16 protein-coding genes and 1 pseudogene are annotated in these 19,432 nt (G+C 40.8%); 8 read left to right on the top strand and 9 right to left on the bottom strand.

Going from position 1 to position 19,432, the window contains the following annotated elements; all coding sequences use genetic code 11:
• Window positions 1-87 precede the first annotated feature (87 nt).
• From RCG19_RS12465 to RCG19_RS12445, 5 genes are all read left to right on the top strand, one after another.
• Window positions 88-783 carry a response regulator transcription factor gene (locus tag RCG19_RS12465; protein WP_308107401.1) on the top strand — a complete coding sequence of 232 codons (696 nt, stop codon included), beginning with the start codon at window positions 88-90 and terminating at the stop codon, window positions 781-783.
• Window positions 776-1,780, top strand: coding sequence for a sensor histidine kinase (locus RCG19_RS12460; RefSeq protein ID WP_308107400.1), 1,005 nt, complete (start codon window positions 776-778; stop codon window positions 1,778-1,780). The genes RCG19_RS12465 and RCG19_RS12460 overlap by 8 nt, the downstream gene beginning before the upstream one ends.
• A 102-nt stretch (window positions 1,781-1,882) precedes the next feature.
• Window positions 1,883-2,644 (top strand): ABC transporter ATP-binding protein, encoded by a 762-nt coding sequence (locus RCG19_RS12455; protein ID WP_308107399.1) that lies wholly within the window; start codon window positions 1,883-1,885, stop codon window positions 2,642-2,644.
• Window positions 2,634-4,580, top strand: coding sequence for an FtsX-like permease family protein (locus RCG19_RS12450; protein WP_308107398.1), 1,947 nt, complete (start codon window positions 2,634-2,636; stop codon window positions 4,578-4,580). Before RCG19_RS12455 ends, RCG19_RS12450 begins: the two co-directional genes overlap by 11 nt.
• Before the next feature lie 100 nt (window positions 4,581-4,680).
• Complete coding sequence (locus tag RCG19_RS12445) at window positions 4,681-5,391, top strand: polysaccharide deacetylase family protein (protein WP_308107397.1); 711 nt, start codon at window positions 4,681-4,683, stop codon at window positions 5,389-5,391.
• 174 nt (window positions 5,392-5,565) lie between these two features.
• Here the strand turns inward: RCG19_RS12445 and RCG19_RS12440 are convergent, their stop codons facing one another.
• The 4 genes from RCG19_RS12440 to RCG19_RS12425 all read right to left on the bottom strand — a co-directional run bounded on the left by RCG19_RS12440 (window position 5,566) and on the right by RCG19_RS12425 (window position 9,040).
• The gene (locus tag RCG19_RS12440; RefSeq protein WP_308107396.1) at window positions 5,566-6,207 is read right to left on the bottom strand and encodes a queuosine precursor transporter; all 642 of its coding nucleotides are present in this window, start codon (window positions 6,205-6,207) and stop codon (window positions 5,566-5,568) included.
• A gap of 16 nt (window positions 6,208-6,223) precedes the next feature.
• Window positions 6,224-6,724: a preQ(1) synthase gene (gene queF / locus RCG19_RS12435; RefSeq protein WP_308107395.1), complete on the bottom strand. Its 501-nt coding sequence runs from the start codon at window positions 6,722-6,724 to the stop codon at window positions 6,224-6,226.
• 263 nt (window positions 6,725-6,987) lie between these two features.
• Window positions 6,988-8,244: a GTPase HflX gene (gene hflX, locus RCG19_RS12430; protein ID WP_308107394.1), complete on the bottom strand. Its 1,257-nt coding sequence runs from the start codon at window positions 8,242-8,244 to the stop codon at window positions 6,988-6,990.
• A gap of 424 nt (window positions 8,245-8,668) precedes the next feature.
• The gene (locus tag RCG19_RS12425; RefSeq protein ID WP_166244772.1) at window positions 8,669-9,040 is read right to left on the bottom strand and encodes a winged helix-turn-helix transcriptional regulator; all 372 of its coding nucleotides are present in this window, start codon (window positions 9,038-9,040) and stop codon (window positions 8,669-8,671) included.
• Between the two features lie 121 nt (window positions 9,041-9,161).
• On the opposite strand from RCG19_RS12425, the gene RCG19_RS12420 reads away from it, so the two are divergent.
• Together RCG19_RS12420 and RCG19_RS12415 are read left to right on the top strand one after the other, a co-directional pair.
• Entirely contained in the window at window positions 9,162-10,466 is a 1,305-nt protein-coding gene (locus RCG19_RS12420) for an MFS transporter (RefSeq protein WP_308107393.1), read from the top strand.
• Window positions 10,467-10,511: 45 nt separating this feature from the next.
• Entirely contained in the window at window positions 10,512-11,354 is an 843-nt protein-coding gene (locus RCG19_RS12415; RefSeq protein ID WP_308107392.1) for an aldo/keto reductase, read from the top strand.
• A gap of 57 nt (window positions 11,355-11,411) precedes the next feature.
• Here the strand turns inward: RCG19_RS12415 and RCG19_RS12410 are convergent, their stop codons facing one another.
• Both RCG19_RS12410 and RCG19_RS12405 read right to left on the bottom strand, forming a co-directional pair.
• Window positions 11,412-12,965, bottom strand: a complete 1,554-nt coding sequence (locus RCG19_RS12410; protein WP_308107391.1) for a GNAT family N-acetyltransferase — start codon at window positions 12,963-12,965, stop codon at window positions 11,412-11,414.
• A gap of 150 nt (window positions 12,966-13,115) precedes the next feature.
• Window positions 13,116-15,304, bottom strand: a pseudogene (locus RCG19_RS12405) (alpha-galactosidase).
• Window positions 15,305-15,496: 192 nt separating this feature from the next.
• Between RCG19_RS12405 and RCG19_RS12400 the strand changes: the two are divergent.
• A complete protein-coding gene (locus tag RCG19_RS12400) occupies window positions 15,497-16,105 on the top strand; it encodes a DedA family protein (protein ID WP_308107390.1) in 609 nt (202 codons plus the stop codon).
• 67 nt (window positions 16,106-16,172) lie between these two features.
• Here RCG19_RS12400 and RCG19_RS12395 read toward each other — a convergent pair whose 3' ends face one another.
• From RCG19_RS12395 to RCG19_RS12385, 3 genes are all read right to left on the bottom strand, one after another.
• A complete protein-coding gene (locus RCG19_RS12395; RefSeq protein ID WP_308107389.1) occupies window positions 16,173-17,675 on the bottom strand; it encodes a malate:quinone oxidoreductase in 1,503 nt (500 codons plus the stop codon).
• 289 nt (window positions 17,676-17,964) lie between these two features.
• Complete coding sequence (locus RCG19_RS12390) at window positions 17,965-18,729, bottom strand: TPM domain-containing protein (protein ID WP_308107388.1); 765 nt, start codon at window positions 18,727-18,729, stop codon at window positions 17,965-17,967.
• Complete coding sequence (locus RCG19_RS12385) at window positions 18,729-19,304, bottom strand: LemA family protein (protein WP_308107387.1); 576 nt, start codon at window positions 19,302-19,304, stop codon at window positions 18,729-18,731. Before RCG19_RS12385 ends, RCG19_RS12390 begins: the two co-directional genes overlap by 1 nt.
• Window positions 19,305-19,432: the final 128 nt, after the last annotated feature.

The raw sequence follows: 19,432 nt of genomic DNA, 5'->3' as shown, positions 1-19,432 counted from the left end.
AGATGAAAATATAATGAGTATTGTGGAGAAAGAGATGCTCATATTATACAATTATTTAATGATATGTAAAAAAGTGTGGTGAACTCCTTGTTTAAGATCTTATTAGTAGAAGATGATGCAACATTATTTAATGAAATAAAAGAACGTCTGACTGGATGGTCTTATGATGTTTACGGGATTACCGATTACAACAAGGTCATGGAGGAATTTTCAGCGGTAAAACCTGATTTAGTCTTAATTGATATTCAATTGCCAAAATTTGATGGCTTCCATTGGTGCAGAATGATCCGCTCCCATTCGAATGTGCCTATTCTATTTTTGTCTTCACGAGACCATCCGACCGATATGGTGATGTCAATGCAGCTTGGTGCAGATGACTTTATTCAAAAACCATTCCATTTTGATGTGCTGATTGCCAAAATACAGGCCACACTAAGGCGTGTTTATAATTACAATACCGAACAGATCACCCTTAAAACATGGTGTGGTGCCACAGTAGATTATGAAAAAAACACGGTCAGCCATACCTCTGGAACAGTTGAACTTACAAAAAACGAAACGTTTATCTTAAAAAAGCTGATTGAGCAAAAAAATAGGATTGTCAGTCGCGAGGACTTAATTAAAAGTCTTTGGGAGGATGAGCGCTTTGTCAGTGACAATACTTTAACAGTCAATGTCAATCGACTGCGAAAGCGATTGGACGAGCTTGGATTAGGACGTTTTATCGAAACGAAGGTTGGGCAAGGTTACATCGCGATCGAAGAGGAAAATAATTATGATTAGAGATTATTTAATTGAAAGGCGCAGCTGGATCTGTCTCTTTTTCGTCATTCAAATACTAATTCTATTTGTCTCATATCTGGATTCGGCGATTCCCCTAATGCCGCTCTTCTATATTATTTTCCTGTCAATGCTTGTTTTTTCTATGTTTTTGATTTTTCGCTATCATAAGGAAACAAGATTTTATAAAAGTTTAGCGGAATGGGAAAACAATCTAGATTTAACTACTATAGCAGAACCTGAGAGTCCGTTTGAGAAAATGGTCGAACAAAGCATCGTGAACCAAAGCGTATTACTAAAAAAAGAGGCAACGGAAAATCTACTGATGTTAGAACAGGAGAAGGATGAATTGTTAGCCTGGATCCATGAAGTCAAGACACCGTTAACTGCGATGCATTTAATGATTGACCGTCTAGACAATGAAAAGACTCGCGCCCAGTTAAACCACGAGTGGCTGAGGATTCACCTGCTCTTAGACCAACAGCTTCACCAAAGGCGTATTCCTTTTATGGAAAATGATTTATATATAGAAGAAACTGACCTAAAGACCTTACTTTTTAAGGAAATTAAAATGTTACAGTCGTGGTGCATGCAAAAAGGATTAGGCTTTGAAGTTGATTTGGAGGTTGCAACAGTATTAACAGATGCCAAGTGGCTCGCCTTTATGCTTAGGCAGTTGTTGACAAATGCGGTGAAATACAGTGATTCTTCCGACATACTCATTAAAAGCTATCATAAAAATGGCCGAAATGTTCTTGACGTGACCGATTTTGGGCGCGGCATCGACCCTAAAGACCTGTCGCGCATTTTTGACAAGGGCTTTACCTCAACTACATCTCACCTTGATCAGGCTGCAACAGGTATGGGGTTATATTTAACGTCAAGAATCGCCAAGCCGTTATTAATTACTATTGCTGTCGACTCGCGACTTGGAGAAGGAACCACTTTTACCTTAACCTTTCCAAAAAGGAATGAATTCGTCGATATTGCAGGCATGTGACAACAATGTCACATGCTTTTGTTATTTGTTCGCTCAATCGAAGGATTGAATTTTTCAGGGTATTTATAATAAAAGTATCGAATAAGAGGAGCGTGTGTTGGTATGAATATTTTAGAAGCCACTAAAATTCATAAAAGTTTTGGCAATAAATTAAATAAACAAGAAGTATTAAAAGGGATTGATATTAACGTTGAAAAAGGGGAATTCGTCAGTATTATGGGTGCCTCCGGGTCTGGAAAGACCACGTTGCTCAATGTCCTTTCTTCCATTGATAAAGTTAGCGGCGGCACGATAAATATCGAGGGAAAAGAAATGACCGCAATGAAAGAGCGTCAGCTCGCTGAATTCCGCAAACATCATTTAGGGTTTATTTTTCAAGATTATAACTTGCTTGATACATTGACCGTTAAAGAAAATATCCTCTTGCCCTTATCGATTTCAAAGATTTCAAAAAGGGCTGCAGATGAAATGTTTCAAGCAGTGGCAACGGAATTGGGGATTTCCGATATCAAGGATAAGTATCCAAATGAAATCTCCGGCGGTCAGAAGCAACGAACCTCTGCAGCAAGGGCATTCATTCATGAACCAGGCATTATTTTTGCTGACGAGCCAACCGGTGCTCTTGATTCTAAATCAGCTTCTGATTTACTAAACAAATTAAGCGAAATGAATCAGAAGCGCAAAGCAACGATTATCATGGTAACCCATGACCCAGTGGCAGCAAGCTTTAGCAGCAGGGTTATTTTTATCAAAGACGGACAAATTTACACACAATTAAATAAGGGCGAACAATCCAGACAGACGTTCTTTCAAGACATTATGAAAACGCAAGGTGTATTAGGTGGTGTCCCAAATGAGCGTTAAGCAACTCATTTTTCGAAACTTGAAAAAGAATTTGAAAAATTATTATCTTTATGTGTTTGCGTTGATTTTTAGTGTTGCCCTTTATTTCGCTTTCGTTACGCTGCAATATGACCCGGCGATGAATGGTGCAAAGGACACCATGAAAGGTGCCGCTGCTATTAAAGCAGCATCTGTCTTGCTTGTCGCGATTGTTTCGATCTTCCTGTTGTATGCCAATAACATTTTTATTAAACGCCGCAGCAAGGAAATTGGCTTATTTCAATTGATCGGGATGACTAAAAACAGAATTTTCAACATCCTAACGGCTGAGAATTTCATCCTATATTTTGGTTCACTTATCATCGGAACTTTTATTGGCTTTTCCGTTTCACGTTTAATACTGATGATTCTGTTTAAAATTACGGGAATGGATGCGATAGCTGCCCTTCATTTTTCGACGAAAGCACTGATTCAAACCGTAGTAGTGTTTTGTGTCATCTACCTGTTCATTATGCTAATGAACTTTGTGTTTATTAAAAGACAAAGTATCCTATCATTATTTAGGGTGGTTTCATCCACCGAAGGAAAAGTAAAAAAGATGTCGATCTTGGAAATCATCATCGGGATTATTGGTGTGGTTTCAATCATTTCAGGTTACTATATTTCATCGAAATTGTTTAGCGGCGATTTTACCACGATAACTAAGCTTTTTGGGGCGATGATTTTTATTCTCGGGTCCGTTATTATTGGAACCTATCTTTTTTACAAAGGGTCTGTCAGTTTCATCTTTAATGTTATTCGGAAAAAGAAGGATGGTTATTTAAATATTAATCAAGTATTATCGCTATCCTCGATTATGTTTCGAATGAAATCGAATGCTCTACTATTAACCATCATTACAACTGTATCTGCACTTGCGATTGGATTATTATCATTAAGCTATATCTCCTACTATTCAGCGGAAAAAATGGCTAAAGATCAAGCCGCCGCAGATTTTTCATTTGTAACGGAAGAAGATGCCTCAACATTTACGAAGGCTTTAGCCGCTGATGATATCCCGTTTAGTGAAAGAAAGATTGATGTTATTCAAGTGGATGCGAATCTGAAGGAAATATTGGACATAAACATGAAAGAATTAATGTTTGATTCAAAATCCATGAAAATACCTGTTATTAGTGATCAGGATAGTAAAAATATCGATGTAGCTAAAGGGGATACGATCTTTACCGGTTACAATGATTTACTGCAAAAATTTATGAGTCTAAAGGATTCTGGTCCTATCGAATTAAAAGGGCAAAACGAAAGGATTCCGCTCCACTATTTAGGGCTAAAAAAGGACTCCCCCATTTCTAGTTATTTTACCAATGGCGGGCAGCCGATTGCCATTGTCGATGAAACGGTATTCGAACGGTTACAGAAGGATGTTAATCCGAAAATTCAAAGTGAATCCTCGCTGTTTATCGGAATTACATTAAAAGATGAAGCAAAACTTGATAAAGCAAATGATATTTTCAAAGGGATTTTCGACGATGACAACTATTCGAATTATTCACGGCTGGATATCAGCAATAGACAGAAACAAGTGATGGGTCTCGTCATGTTTATCGTCGGTTTTCTCGGATTAGCCTTCCTAATTACTTCTGGATGTATTCTTTATTTTAAACAAATGGGTGAAGGGGAAGAGGAAAAGCCGAATTATACGATTTTGAGAAAGCTTGGATTTACTCAGGGCGACCTGCTAAAAGGAATTCAGGCAAAACAGCTGTTTAACTTCGGCATTCCATTAGTCGTCGGGCTCTTCCACAGCTATTTCGCCGTGCAATCAGGATGGTTTTTATTTGGCACAGAAGTGTGGACACCGATGATTATCGTCATGGTCATCTATACCGGATTGTACTCGATTTTTGGCATCCTTTCCGTTCTTTATTATAAGAAAGTGATTAAAGAGGCACTTTGATAAAAAACAGGTATTTGACCCTTATTTAGTTTTAACGGGGTTGGGTGCCTGTTTCTTTTTTTTGTTATAATGCTAATGAGAAAGGGGAGAAGGTGTATACATGAAAAAGAAATTAGCATTCATTGGAATTGGCATTATCGTAGTTTTTCTACTGTTGCTTGGCACCTATAAATTAATGAATTCAAGAACATTCCAGTTATTCGGCGGTCTTACCGCTCAAGTGGAGACGGAGCAAAAGGTTGTTGCGTTAACATTTGACGATGGACCTACTAAGAATGTCGATCCAATTCTGCCACTCTTGGAACAATACCACGCAAAAGCGACCTTTTTTCTGATTGGGAATGAGATGAAGGACAATCCTAAGGAAGCCCAGAAAATTGTCGATGCGGGTCATCAAGTAGGTAATCACACCTATTCACACAAGCGGATGATTTTCAAAACGCCTTCTTATTTTAAAGACGAAATTGAAAAAACAGATCAATTGATTCGCGAGGCCGGTTATACGGGTGAAATTGATGTACGTCCGCCAAACGGAAAAAAACTGGTTGGTCTCCCTTTTTACCTTAATAAGCATAATCAAGACACCATCACATGGAATGTAGAACCCGATACCTTTTACATTTCTGCGGCTGACAAAGTCAAATATGTGCGCAATCAAGTAAAGCCTGGTTCAATTATTCTGATCCATCCAATGTATGACAAAACAGGAGAAGAACTGAAAACCATTGAAGGAGTTTTGAAGGCTCTTACCGATGAGGGCTACAGGTTCGTAACCGTAAATGAACTTCAGAAACTAGCTGGCGATAACTGAATTACGTAACCCCAAAAATGAATAGAACCAAAAAAAGCAGCCGCTAAAAACGACCACTTCAATACGTTGCATATAGCACAAATGGTGCCTGTCACCAATTGCACCTCTGCTACCTTGCAAAACTACTAATTGGTGCCTGTCACCATTATCAATATACCCCACTTGCTAACCTGCTTATGCTTGTTTTGGTAATGGGGCTGCTGATTCTTTTGTTTCTTGTTTTCTTATCATATGGACTAGTCCATAGACTAGTGGTGTGGTTAGGATGGCTGCTCCAAATTTAAAAATATATTGGGTTAGAATCAGACTTCCGAGGATAGCGATTGGCATTGTTCCATAGAAGGCGATGGTAATAAAGATGGTTGTATCGATCAACTGGCTCAGCATTGTGGAGGCATTGTTGCGTAACCATAGCTTTTTTTGTCCATGCATACCTTTTAATTTATTGAACACAAATACATCCAGATTCTGGCTAACCGCATAGGAAATTAAGCTAGCAATGATCACGCGAAAACTTCCATTTAAGATCGTTTCGAATGATTTTTGATCCTGAAATACTGGTGCGGCCGGCAAATGAATCGTAATCGTAATGAAGATGAGGGCAAGGATCTGCGTAATCAGCCCTGCCTGGACAGTTCTCCGTCCTTCTTTTTTTCCATAAACCTCGACAATCACATCAATAAGTGGATACGTAAAGATATAAACAATAACAGCCGCTGGCAGCATCGCAAAATCCCCAATGCTAAAAAGCTTAACAGCAACGATATTTGCTAAAATTAACAGACCTACAAAAATACCATTTAAATAAAAGATCATTTCTTCAACCCTTCCTTTACCGATTATCGACCTTTTCAGGATAAAGATCATGGTTCATCAAACGGAAATTAGCCATTTCCTCATACTTGGTGCCTGGCTTTCCGTAGTTGCACCATGGGTCAATGGAGATTCCGCCCCTTGGAGTGAATTTTCCCCACACCTCAATATAGCGAGGGTCAAGTAATTTGATTAAATCGTTCATGATGATATTGACACAATCCTCGTGGAAATCGCCGTGATTACGAAAACTGAAAAGATATAGTTTCAATGACTTGCTCTCGACAATCTTTTGATCGGGAACATAGGAAATATACATCGTGGCAAAATCCGGCTGACGAGTCAGCGGGCAAAGACTTGTAAACTCCGGGCAATTAAATTTCACGAAATAATCACGCTCAGGGTGCAGATTATCAACTGCTTCCAGTACTTCCGGTGCATACTCAAATGAATAGGCAGTCCCTTGATTTCCTAATAATGTTAAATCCTTTAATCCTTCTTCAGGCTTGCGGCCAGACATAAAAAAACCCCCAGTAAAAATGTGTCCCCCACACTTTTTCAAGAGAGTTTCAACTAAATATTCTATGAAAACCTTCGGAATAAAAACAAAAAAGCCATATCCGATAATGGACATGGCGTAGTAGCATGTATCCATAGTTTTTTATAGAGGGTTTCAGCTATAACCTCTCCCGTTCAAGTACGGGTATTCTATTCATTCCTATCATAAAGAACAGTTTGGAAAACGTCAAACAAAAATTTTCGGTCGAACGTGACCATTTCCCTTTAAATAACGTACTGCTGGTATTTTTCAAAATCATCTTGATTACATTCGATTGTTAACTTTGTGCCGGAGCCTTCGTAGCTTGTCATCAAAACATTTGCGTTCTCATTCAGGTAGGAAACTAAGCGGCCATCGTCAAACGGGATTAACATTTCACAACGAATCGGACTTTTAAAGATTTCCACACTGATGACATCAACTAATTCGTCTATTCCTACACCTTGTTTTGCGGAAAGATAAACGCTTCGACTCTTCACGGCAGGAAATTCCGCTTCCGCTAGGTCAGCCTTATTATACGCAAGAATGGTAGGTATTTGATCGATTCCCATCTCTTTTAACGTATTATTCGTCACGTTTATGAGATTTTCAACATGCGGACTTGAAAAATCAACTACATGGATCAGCAAATCCGCAGTTGCCACCTCCTCTAAGGTGGATCGAAAGGCCTTCACGAGGTGATGCGGCAATTTATCTACAAAACCGACTGTGTCAGACAGCAAAAACGGCTGATGATTGGCTAGCTTTATTTTTCTGACAGAGGTGTCTAATGTTGCAAATAACATATCTTTCTCAAACACTTGTTTCGTTTGTGATTGATGGGATTTACGCAGCATCGCATTCATAATGGTAGATTTGCCGGCATTTGTGTAGCCTACTAAAGAAACTAACGGAACACCGCTTTTTTTCCGTTTACTGCGCCGGGTTCCCCGCTGTAAAACAAGTAGTTCCAATTCTTTATTTAATTCAGCAATCTTTGCCTCAACTTTTCTTCGGTCGAGCTCTAACTTGGTTTCACCGGCACCTCTATTTTTCAAACCTACTCCCCCGCCTTGACGCCCTAACGATTCCCGCGAGCCAATGATTCTTGGGAGCATATATTTTAGGCGTGCCACTTCTACTTGTAGCTGCGATTCTCTCGTCTTCGCCCGTTCGGCAAATATATTCAATATCAACATCGTGCGATCAATCACTTTTCTATCAAGCTCTTCTTCAAGATTGCGAATTTGCGAGGCCGATAGCTCATCATTACATACAACTACATCCGCATCAGTTTCTTCGAGGAGCCGTTTCGCCTCCTCGATTTTTCCTGTACCCATATAATGTGATTTATTGATGCGATTTAAATTTTGCGTCATTTCCCCCACCACTTCCATATGACAGGCAGCAGCCAAATTCTCCAATTCCTTCATAGAATAAGGAAAATCAGCTTGGTGATTGATATTAACACCAACAATAACTGCAGTTTGTTTTTCTCTCATGGTTTATTCCTCCTTTTTAAAAACAACAAAAAACACAGACGATCTGTCTGTGCAAAGTAAATGGATGAATGCATCACGAAAAGTACCCTGAAAGGGCACAAAAAATAATCTGGTTAGATTGTTGGTCTTCGAATAATGAAAATGACTCACTTATAAAGAAGGACATTCTCATATTCCATATATATTTTTAAAGACAGCAAAAAAGAGGGTCACAGGGGGCTCCTCTTTTTCACATACCGTAAAATAAAGGTTTCCTTAAAAAGGCAGACCAATCCCATTTACTCTGCACAGGCGGCAGAGACTTTGAACGTATTTAATTAACGGTTCAAATTTTGGAATCGCAATCTGCAAAAATACACGAGGAAAACCTCCATTTCTTTGTAATTACATTCATCATATCATCACAAAATTTGGAAATCAATGGCTATTTTAACTTATCGTTTAAAACATTTTCTTCTAGGACAGAAAATTTATCTCCGTATACTTTGGTAATATGCTTTTCTCCCCAAGCACATAGGGAACTTAAAATACTATCCAGACTCCACCCATATTCGCTTAACTCATATTCTACCTTTGGCGGGACTTGATTGTATACAATTCTGTTGATTACGCCATCCTCCTCTAATTCCCGTAATTGCTGGGTCAACATCTTTTGGGTGATGTCCGGCATCAAGCGTTTCAATTCACTTGTCCGCTTTTTGCCGTGTGTTAGGTGACATAGAATGACGCATTTCCACTTTCCCCCGATTACCTCGAGTGTGGCTTCCACCGATATATTGTATTTCTTTTTCTTCATAACTAAATCCCTCCTACTTAATAGGCACCAAAAGGTACCTATCTAACTAAAAAGTACCTATATCACTTCAAAGTACGTACTTCTCTTTTATCTCCATATATCCCATAATAACATTTGCCGGTTGAAATATCTCGTATTCATTTATTTAACTAGTTTGCTTTCAGCAAGCCTATCTATGCAAGGGCACAATTTTAGGAGGGGATTACAAATGTCTATAAATAAACGTAGGAGTACATTCGCGCTGCTGGCATTGGCTATGAGTGCGTTCGCTATTGGAACAACTGAATTTATCAGTGTTGGTTTATTACCGCTTATTGCAGAGGATTTACAAATATCTGTTACAACAGCCGGTTTGACTGTTTCCCTATATGCTTTAGGGGTAACATTTGGGGCACCCATTTTAACATCTGTAACATCGCGCATGTCGCGGAAATCTTTATTACTCTGGATTATGATTATTTTTATAATCGGAAATGGCCTTGCTGCCAGTGCGACGAGCATTGGTATTTTACTAACTGCACGTGTGATTTCTGCTTTTTCACATGGCGTCTTTATGTCTATTGGTTCAACGATCGCAGCCGATTTAGTTCCGGAAAATCGTCGGGCCAGTGCAATATCCATCATGTTTTCAGGTCTGACGGTTGCAACCGTCACGGGAGTACCCTTTGGCACCTTCATTGGCCAGCAATACGGCTGGAGAATGGCCTTTATCATCATTATTGCTGTCGGAGTGATCGCTCTTATTGCAAACAGCATCCTTGTTCCAGCTGATTTGCAAAAAGGGACTCAGTCCACCTTTCGCGATCAATTCAAAGTAGTAACAAATGGCCGGTTATCGCTTTTATTTATTATTACTGCGTTAGGATATGGGGGAACTTTTGTGGTTTTCACCTATTTATCACCAATCCTGCAGGATATAACGGGTTTTAAAGAAGGAACCGTCGCCTTAATCCTTCTCGGCTACGGCATTGCGATCGCCATTGGAAACATGGTAGGTGGGAAGTTGGCTAATAAAAATCCTATTAGGGCCTTGTTTTATATGTTCGTCGTCCAAGCCGTTGTCCTATTTATCTTGGCGTTTACTGCACCATTTAAGATCGCGGGATTAACGACGATATTCTTCATGGGGCTGTTGGCCTTTATGAATGTTCCGGGACTGCAGGTGTATGTCGTCATGTTGGCAGAGCGGTTCGTGCCGCGTGCCGTTGATGTTGCTTCCGCTCTCAATATTGCCGCCTTCAATGCCGGAATTGCGATTGGATCCTACCTGGGCGGTATGATTACTGATTCTATTGGACTTATTCATACCTCTTGGATCGGTGCATTAATGGTTCTGGGGGCGGTAATCCTAACGGGGTGGAGCTGGAGTCTTGAAAAAAAGGACAGTAAAGCTAGCGACGCTAACGTAAAAAGTGTTATTGCCTAATACAAGCTCATGTTTTTTCAAAAATAATTGGAGGTTTACTTAACGATGATGAAAAATTCACAAGATACAACAACATTAAATAACGGTGTAAAAATGCCTTGGTTTGGTATCGGGGTATTTAAAGTAGAGGAAGGACCCGAACTTGTTAACGCGGTGAAATTTGCCATTAAACACGGCTATCGCAGTATTGATACGGCTGCCATTTATGGAAATGAGGAGAGCGTAGGACAGGCAATTCGTGAAGGGGTCAAGGAATCCGGTATCACGAGAGAAGAACTTTTTGTCACATCAAAAGTTTGGAATGCTGACTTAGGCTATGAATCGACCCTTGCTGCCTATGAAGCTAGTCTGAAAAAACTTGGTCTTGATTATTTAGATCTATATCTCATTCATTGGCCTGTAGCCGGGAAATATAAAGAAGCATGGCGGGCATTAGAGGCTCTTTATAAGGAAGGCAGAGTGAAAGCAATTGGGGTAAGCAACTTCCAAGTGCACCATTTAGAAGATTTAATGAGAGAAGCGGAAATAAAGCCAATGATTAATCAAGTAGAATACCATCCACGATTAACACAAAAGGAATTACAGACCTTTTGCCAAGAACATGGGATTCAAATGGAGGCATGGTCACCATTAATGCAAGGTCAATTATTGGATCATCCCGCTCTACAGGAAATGGCGAAAAAGTATAACAAGTCAGTGGCACAGGTTATATTGCGATGGGATTTACAGAACGGTGTCGTGACCATTCCAAAATCGACGAAAGAGCCGCGAATCGTCGAAAACGCAAGCATATTTGATTTCGAACTATCAAGAGAGGATATGGAACAAATAGATAGGATGAATCAAAATCATCGCGTAGGGCCTGACCCAGACAATTTTGACTTTTAAAACCAAATGGACTGCAAAGGGAGAGCCATCCCTTTGCAGTCTTACTATTTGTCGCCGTCAAAGACACCATCTACTTTTTTTATTCCAAACAATCCGATATAAATCATGTCTTCTATCGCTCGATTGCCGTAATGAGCCGGTATTACGGGAGCGTCTTAGTATCTCCAGATCGACATCTCCAACTACGACGGTGTCTATATTGGCATCACATTCTCCAACGATCCCATCCCTGGCAAACTCAAAGTCTGAAGGTGAAAATATTCCAGACTGGGCGTACTGAATATCCATGTTCTCCACATGTGTTAAGTTGCCCACAGTCCCTGCAATACAGGTATATACATTATTCTCAATCGCCCTTGCTTGGGCACAGTAACGGACACGCAGGTACCCTTGACGATCCTCTGTACAAAACGGGACAAAAATAATATTGGCCCCATTATCAACGGCTATCCTTGCGAGTTCAGGAAACTCGATATCATACGAAATTTGAATAGCAATTTTTCCGCAATCGGTGTCAAACACATTCATTTCATTTCCATCCGATATTCCCCACCACTTGCGCTCGTTTTGGGTTGAGTGAATTTTGTACTGCTTCTCAATCGTTCCATTGCGACGGAAAAGAAAACCGACATTGTACACATCCCCATCCTCTTCAACAAAATGGGATCCTCCGACAATGTTGACATTATAACGGACTGCTAGTTGTGTGAACAATTCAATATATTGATCCGTATAGGTGGCTAGCCGGCGGACAGCCCGATCCGGTCGCTTTTCTTCTAGAAATGACATTAATTGCGTTGTAAAAATCTCAGGGAATACTACAAAATCCGATCTAAAATCCGCGGCAACATCTACATAGTATTCGACTTGTCTGCTAAAGTCCTGAAGGGAATCTATTTTTTTCATCATGTACTGCACAGCACAGATTCTTACCGGAAATGCAGTCCGATAAATTCGTTTGCTTTTCGGGCGATAATCAACATTGTTCCATTCCATTAAGGTTGCGTCAGAAGCAGAGGCCTTATCATCAGGAAGGTAACTTGTATTAATACGTTTTATTGTAAAGCCCTGCAAGAGCTGAAAAGACAAGACAGGGTCATAGATGCTATGTTTTTCAACCGCCTGAACATATTCACGAGCGGTCATTTCATCCTTGTATTTGTGATAATTTGGGATTCGCCCACCAATAATGATGCTTTGAAGATTTAATCTGACCGCAAGCTCTTTACGCGCCTCGTAGAGACGGTGCCCAAGTTTCATGCGGCGATATCCCGGATCCACCATTACCTCTATCCCATATAAATTGAATCCATCAGGGTCGTGGTTGGTGATATATCCATTGTCTGTGATGGTATCCCAGGTGTGCTGGTCGTCATACTCGTTAAAATTAACAATTAAACTAGAACATGAACCGACAATTTTATCCTCATATTCCACACAAAACTGTCCCTCTGGGAATATTCGAATGTGACTAACCAACTGCTCCCGTTTCCACGGTTCCATATTTGGAAAGCAAACTTTCCCTAATGCAATAATTTCATCAACGTCTTCTAGGCGAATACTTCGAATAATGATTTTCTTTTCGTATTTGGACATATCTGTATCTGGCATATTTTCACACCCTTAATTAGATAACAAATAAATATGATGGTTATACGTAATTAAGGTTCCCATTACATTGAAATATTAACTAATTATTTGGTGCCTGACACCCTTTATACCCTTGTCAACTTGTTTAACTTTTATAGTTCATTGCTTTTCTTATCTCCACTTTTCAATGAGATAAATATGAGAAGAATAGTCTTTTTTGATCAGCGGCATGGATAGGCCAATCTCCATTAGTTCATCACCAAAGTAGGCCAATTTCCCGTTGTTTATTTTGTATTTTAGCGTTGGATTTAACCCGCGTAATTTTAAACGAAAAAAGGGCGGATTAGGTGTTGCCAGTGTTTTGTAGTAAAAGACAACTGCCTGTTCCTGGTTCGGCGCAACATACATCAATGCTGTGTCCATTCCTTCAAATGGACTTAACAGCCGATACTGGTCACCAAAAAGAACAATTTCCTTTATTTGATGGTAAATATTGATTTGTTGAGTCACCACTGCTTGATCAGCATTACTCAGCTTATCCACATGAAGTTCGAAGCCCAAATTGGCTGCCATCGCCACATGACACCTCATTTGCAGCGGTGTTACCCTTCCTACCTGATGGTTCGGCACATCTGAAACATGCGCTCCAATCGTGATAGCGGGGTAGATCATACTTGTTCCATATTGGATTTTTAATCGTTCGACCGCATCCGTATCATCACTCGTCCACGTTTGCGGCATGTAATAAAGCATACCTGGGTCAAATCGGCCACCGCCGCCCGAGCAGCTTTCAAACAAAATCTGCGGAAAACGTTCAGTTAATTTTTCTAAAATTCGATACAATCCAAGCATATAGCGATGGGCTGTTTCCTTTTGTCTTTCAGGGGGAGCGCAGCCGAGCCCACCTCCGTCATATTTCGGTTCATATCCCATTTCACATAGGAAATTGAAGCACTGGAGAAAACCCTTGTAAGGGTTTCGGTTAAAAAAACACATACATCTTCCCTGCTTAAATCTAGGACAAGCTGATTTCTCGACAGTGTCCGGTCACGCTTCGGCACATGCAGACACCAATCTGGATTCTTCCGGTACAAATCGCTATCAGGCGAGACCATTTCCGGCTCTACCCATAATCCAAATTTCATTCCTTTTTTTTCTACATAGTCAGCAAGCCCAGCTAAACCGTTGGGCAACTTTTTCTTATAGACAGTCCAATCACCCAGCGAGCTTTTATCATTATCCCGGTGTCCAAACCAACCGTCATCAAGGGCAAACAGTTCAATTCCAAGATTTTTCCCAGCGTCCGCTATTTCCTTTAATTTTTTTTCACTAAAATTAAAATAAGTGGCTTCCCAATTATTGATCAGAATCGGTCGCGTTTTATCCCGATAAACACCGCGGCACACCCTAGTGCGCAACATTTTATGAAAAGTTCTCGACATTCCGCCAAGGCCATCCGAGGAATAAACCATTAGTGCTTCCGGGGTTTGAAATGATTCCCCTGGCTTTAACACCCATATAAAATCAAAATGATTGATTCCGATATTCAGCCTCGTCGTCTCAAAAGGATCTACCTCAATCGAGGCCTGGAAATTTCCGCTGTACATGAGGCTAACACCATAAACATCGCCATACTCCTCGTCGGCGCCTTTCGAAAGCAAAGCAATAAATGGATTATGTTGATGGCTGCTAGCGCCTCGTGCAGAGGAAATCGATTGTGTCCCATGGTGCAGCGGCAGCCGTTCGATATGCCGTTCCCGTGCCCATGTCCCTTGGAGGTGAAGCCAGTCCCAATTCGACTCGTGGAAATCCACTGACATGCTCATACATTTATGGATTTCAACAGGATGGCTGCCCAGATGCTCGAAGGACACGGACCTGGTAATGACATCTAAGTCCCGGTAAATTGTATAATGTAGATTCACCCCCATCCCCAGTATGGAATCTACCATGGTAATGACGAGTGTGTCTGCCTCAGCCACATCTTCAACATAGGACGATGGTAACCCACTTAACATGGGTTTTCCGCTCAAAATCTGATGAGAATCATAGACAAATTCTGTCATCGTTGAGCCATCATTAGTCCGAAGTTGATAGGCAGGCGCTCGGAAATCCCCGTTCCCAAATGCCGGATATTCCTGCGGAAGTGTATCGAGTGAAAATCTTGGATCAGCGGGCTCCTGTGTTGGTGAAAACGCCCTGCCCTTGAATGTAAGGATTGATGAAGACTGTAACACCTGAACACGCTTGCCCCAATATAAATGGGCAGGATACATTCCATGAACAATTTGAATCAGATAACTAACATTGCTGTTATATAAATGAAACACTCGGTCTGCCTCATTCCACACAATTGGCATCGTATCACACTCCTAGAAAATGAAAATAAATTTTTACTATTATATCGGGAAGTATGGTAAAAATGGTGACAGGCACCTATTACTGTATTAATAGCGGGATAATGTGTAAAAATTTGTGGATGCTATGGTTGGGAGGTTTTTCTTTTCCTTTTTATGGTGTTACTTTTCCAAGAATTGACTGTAGGACGTGTGATGATGGAGTATTTGAATTCCCTTATTGAGCATTTTGGCTATTTTGGAATCATTTTGGCTTTATTCGGTGGTATTGTTGGCCTGCCCATCCCTGATGAGGTTCTGCTGACATATGTGGGCTATACTGTTTTTGCCGAACAAATGGCTTTTCTGCCTTCACTTTTCTGTGCTTTTATTGGGGCATGCAGCGGAATTACGATTAGCTTTATTTTAGGTATCAAATTAGGAATACCCTTTTTACATAAATTCGGTCCTAAAATTCATATCACTGAAACTAGGGTTGAGAGAACAAGGCTATTATTTAACAAATTAGGTCCTTTCCTACTCTTCATTGGCTTTTTCATTCCTGGGGTGCGGCATATTACTGCGTATCTTGCTGGGATCAACCGCTATTCCTATAAAAAATTCACCTTATTTGCTTATTTGGGAGCGGCTATCTGGTGTTTTACCTTTATCACTTTAGGCAGATTACTTGGTGAAAATTGGATGCATGTTGAAGCCTATCTTTCTCGGTATAGTATCTATTTAATCCTACTACTTCTTTTAGGGTTCATTATTATTTATTCCTATAGGAGAAAAAAAAGAATCCTAAAAAATGCTTCATCGTGAACCAAAAAAAGAACCTTCAATCCAAAGATAGATTGAAGGTTCTGCGTTTTATTACCATCTTCAAAAATTAACTAAAGACCAGTTCTTTTTCACTTAGACCAAGTGTCACTGCCGTTGAGGTTTGAATCTTGTCCAGAAGCTCTGGGTTCTCCATTAGTGAAACACCATGAGAAGGAATCATTTCTTTAATTTTCGGTTCCCACTCTTTCACGTGTTGCGGGAAGCACTTTTCAATGATCTCAAGCATCACGTGAACGGCAGTAGAAGCACCCGGTGAAGCCCCTAATAATGCTGCAATCGAGCCATCTGCCGCAGTAATTACTTCCGTGCCAAATTGTAGCGTGCCTTTGCCCCCTGCTTCAGTATCCTTGATCACTTGAACACGCTGGCCGGCTACTACTAAATCCCAATCCTCACTTTTAGCATTCGGGATAAACTCACGTAGCTCCTCCATGCGTTGTTCTTTTGATAACATTACTTGCTGAATCAAATATTTTGTTAGCGGCATCTGTTTGGCTCCTGCCGCCAACATCGTTAGAACATTATTCGGTTTTACGGAAGTGATTAAATCCATATTGGAACCGGTTTTTAAGAATTTAGGTGAGAAACCGGCAAATGGTCCAAATAGTAACGATTTTTTATCATCAATATATCTTGTGTCAAGATGCGGAACAGACATTGGTGGAGCACCCACCTTAGCCTTGCCGTATACTTTTGCATGGTGCTGCGATACAACTTCTGGATCATTACACACCATAAAGATTCCGCTTACAGGGAATCCTCCAATATGTTTGGACTCAGGAATACCCGTTTTTTGCAGTAAATGTAAGGAACCGCCGCCTCCGCCGATGAATACGAATTTTGCCGCATGGCGTTCGATATTACCGGTAGCCATGTTCCACACTTTTAATTCCCATGAGCCATCGTCCGTACGTTTAATATCCTCCACACTATGCTCATAGTTAATCTTGACGTTTTTACCCTCTAAGTGATCAAACAACATGCGTGTTAATGCACCAAAGTTGACATCTGTTCCAGAGTCGATTTTTGTAGCCGCAATCGGTTCGCTCAATGTTCGGCCTTCCATGATCAGCGGAATCCATTCTATCAGTTTGTCATGGTCCTCAGAAAACTCCATCCCCTTAAACAGTGGATTGTCCGAAAGCGCTTTAAACCGTTTTTTCAAAAAGGCTACATCCTGTTCTCCCTGCACTAAACTCATATGAGGGATTGGCATGATAAAGTCCTGCGGATTGCGAATCAGATTACGGTTTACAAGATAAGACCAAAATTGTCTTGAGAGCTGGAACTGCTCATTAATATTGATAGCTTTGCTAATGTCTAACGATCCGTCTGGTTTTTCAACCGTGTAGTTAAGCTCGCAGAGTGCCGCATGCCCCGTTCCCGCATTATTCCATTCATTTGAGCTTTCTTCTCCAGCATTTGCAAGCTTCTCAAACACTGTAATTTCCCATTCCGGTACTAATTCTTTCAAAATTGTCCCTAAAGTCGCACTCATGATTCCGGCGCCAATTAAAATGACATCTGTTTTAGTTTCGCTGTTGTTCATTTTTATCAACCTTTTCCCCAGGAATTTGCAGAAAAGATATAGGCATCACACCAAGCTACGGCCGCCACCTAGTCAAAACCTTTTCTGTATCAATTTTTACCATTTCACCGTGAATACATTATTAATAGATTTATATCTTTTATTATATGATAATTTTAAATTATTTAAAAGGTTTTAAAGGTGGGAAGTATGCCCACAATGTCTAAGAACTCGAAATAAACCAAAGCCATACCCCATCTACATGTAAGGGTACGGCTTTGGTTGCCTTTATTAAGAGTATTTTTTTCTTTTACCAGCCACGGCTGGCTCCACCCCCACCGGAGGATCCGCCCCCGCCACCGCGGGAACCTCCCCCACCTCTGCCGCCACCACGGGTAATGATAGAGAGGAGCAGGTAGGTGAGGGTACCGCCAAAGAACCTAAAGTCGAGAAATACGACAACCACCACGAGTAGAATGATCAGCCAGGACGGGATCGGAATTCCTCCCCCTTCGTCCTTTGATACCGCAGGACTTTGATTCGGCTCAGTCTGCGCGCCACCCTCAATACCATATTCAGCGAAGACTTCTTGTGCAAGAGCCTTATAGGTCTCTACTATCGCGCTATTCGGCTGTTGATTTTTCAAATAGGGAATGGCGTATTCATCAAGAATTCGGCCGGCCTTTCCATCAGGAATCCTGCCCTCCAGCCCATAGCCCACTTCAATTCTCGCTACCCGTTCTTTCATTGCTAAAACAAGCAATACACCATTGTTTTCCTTTTTGCTGCCGATTCCGTATTGCCGAAACGCCTCGTTCGCAAATTCCTCTATCGCTCGGTCGCCAATGGTGTCGACTGTCAATACAGCAACCTGTGCGGTTGTTTGATCTTCAATACTTCTGCCTAAATTGCGTAAATCAGCTCTTTCCGTTTCGGTTAAAACACCAGCAAAATCCTGTACATAAATATCTCCTACCGGAGCAGGAATACGGATATCCTCAGCAAGTGCAGTTGCTGCACCCAGAAAAAAAGTGAAAAACACCAAAATAAAGCTGAAGACCCTTTGTACCTTCATTATCCATTGCCCCCAAAGTCAACCTTTGGTGCTTCCCCGGCTTTAGGATCCGCTTTAAAATATTCCTTTTCATCGAACCCGGCAATTCCCGCAATAATCGATCCCGGCATTCTTTTTACCTTTTTATTAAATTCTGCTACTTGATCATTATAATCCTTCCGGGCTACGGCAATACGATTCTCAGTTCCAGCAAGTTCATCCATTAATTGAGTAAACTGCTGATCCGCTTTCAGATTTGGGTAATTTTCAACCACCACGAGTAATCGGCTTAAAGCACCTGATAATTCAGCATTGGCTGTCGCTTCCTCCTGCGGCGTGTTGGCACCGGCAAGTCGGGCACGCGCATCTGAGATTGAGGCGATTACTTCTTTTTCATGTGACGCATATCCTTTTACGGTACTCACTAAGTTTGGGATTAAATCCAGCCTTCTTTGCAGCTGATTTTCGATTTGAGCATGTGACTGATCCACGTTTTCTTCCAGATTGACAAAGCCATTATAGCTGGACATGAACATGAGGCCAAAAATAACAATGATGCCGACCACAATGCCAATTCCTATCCATCCTTTTTTCAAATGAATCACGCTCCTTTCTCACCTATAGTATATATCACTTAAAAAATAAGTTCCCTTTTTAAGTAATAAAAAAAACATACTCGTTGATTCGCTTTCGAGGAGACATTTCCCATTTATTTTTCCAAAAA

This window comes from Neobacillus sp. OS1-2, assembly GCF_030915505.1.
In the GTDB taxonomy this organism is placed as follows: Bacteria; Bacillota; Bacilli; order Bacillales; family Cytobacillaceae; genus Neobacillus.
This window is presented reverse-complemented; position numbering and strand designations above follow the sequence as displayed.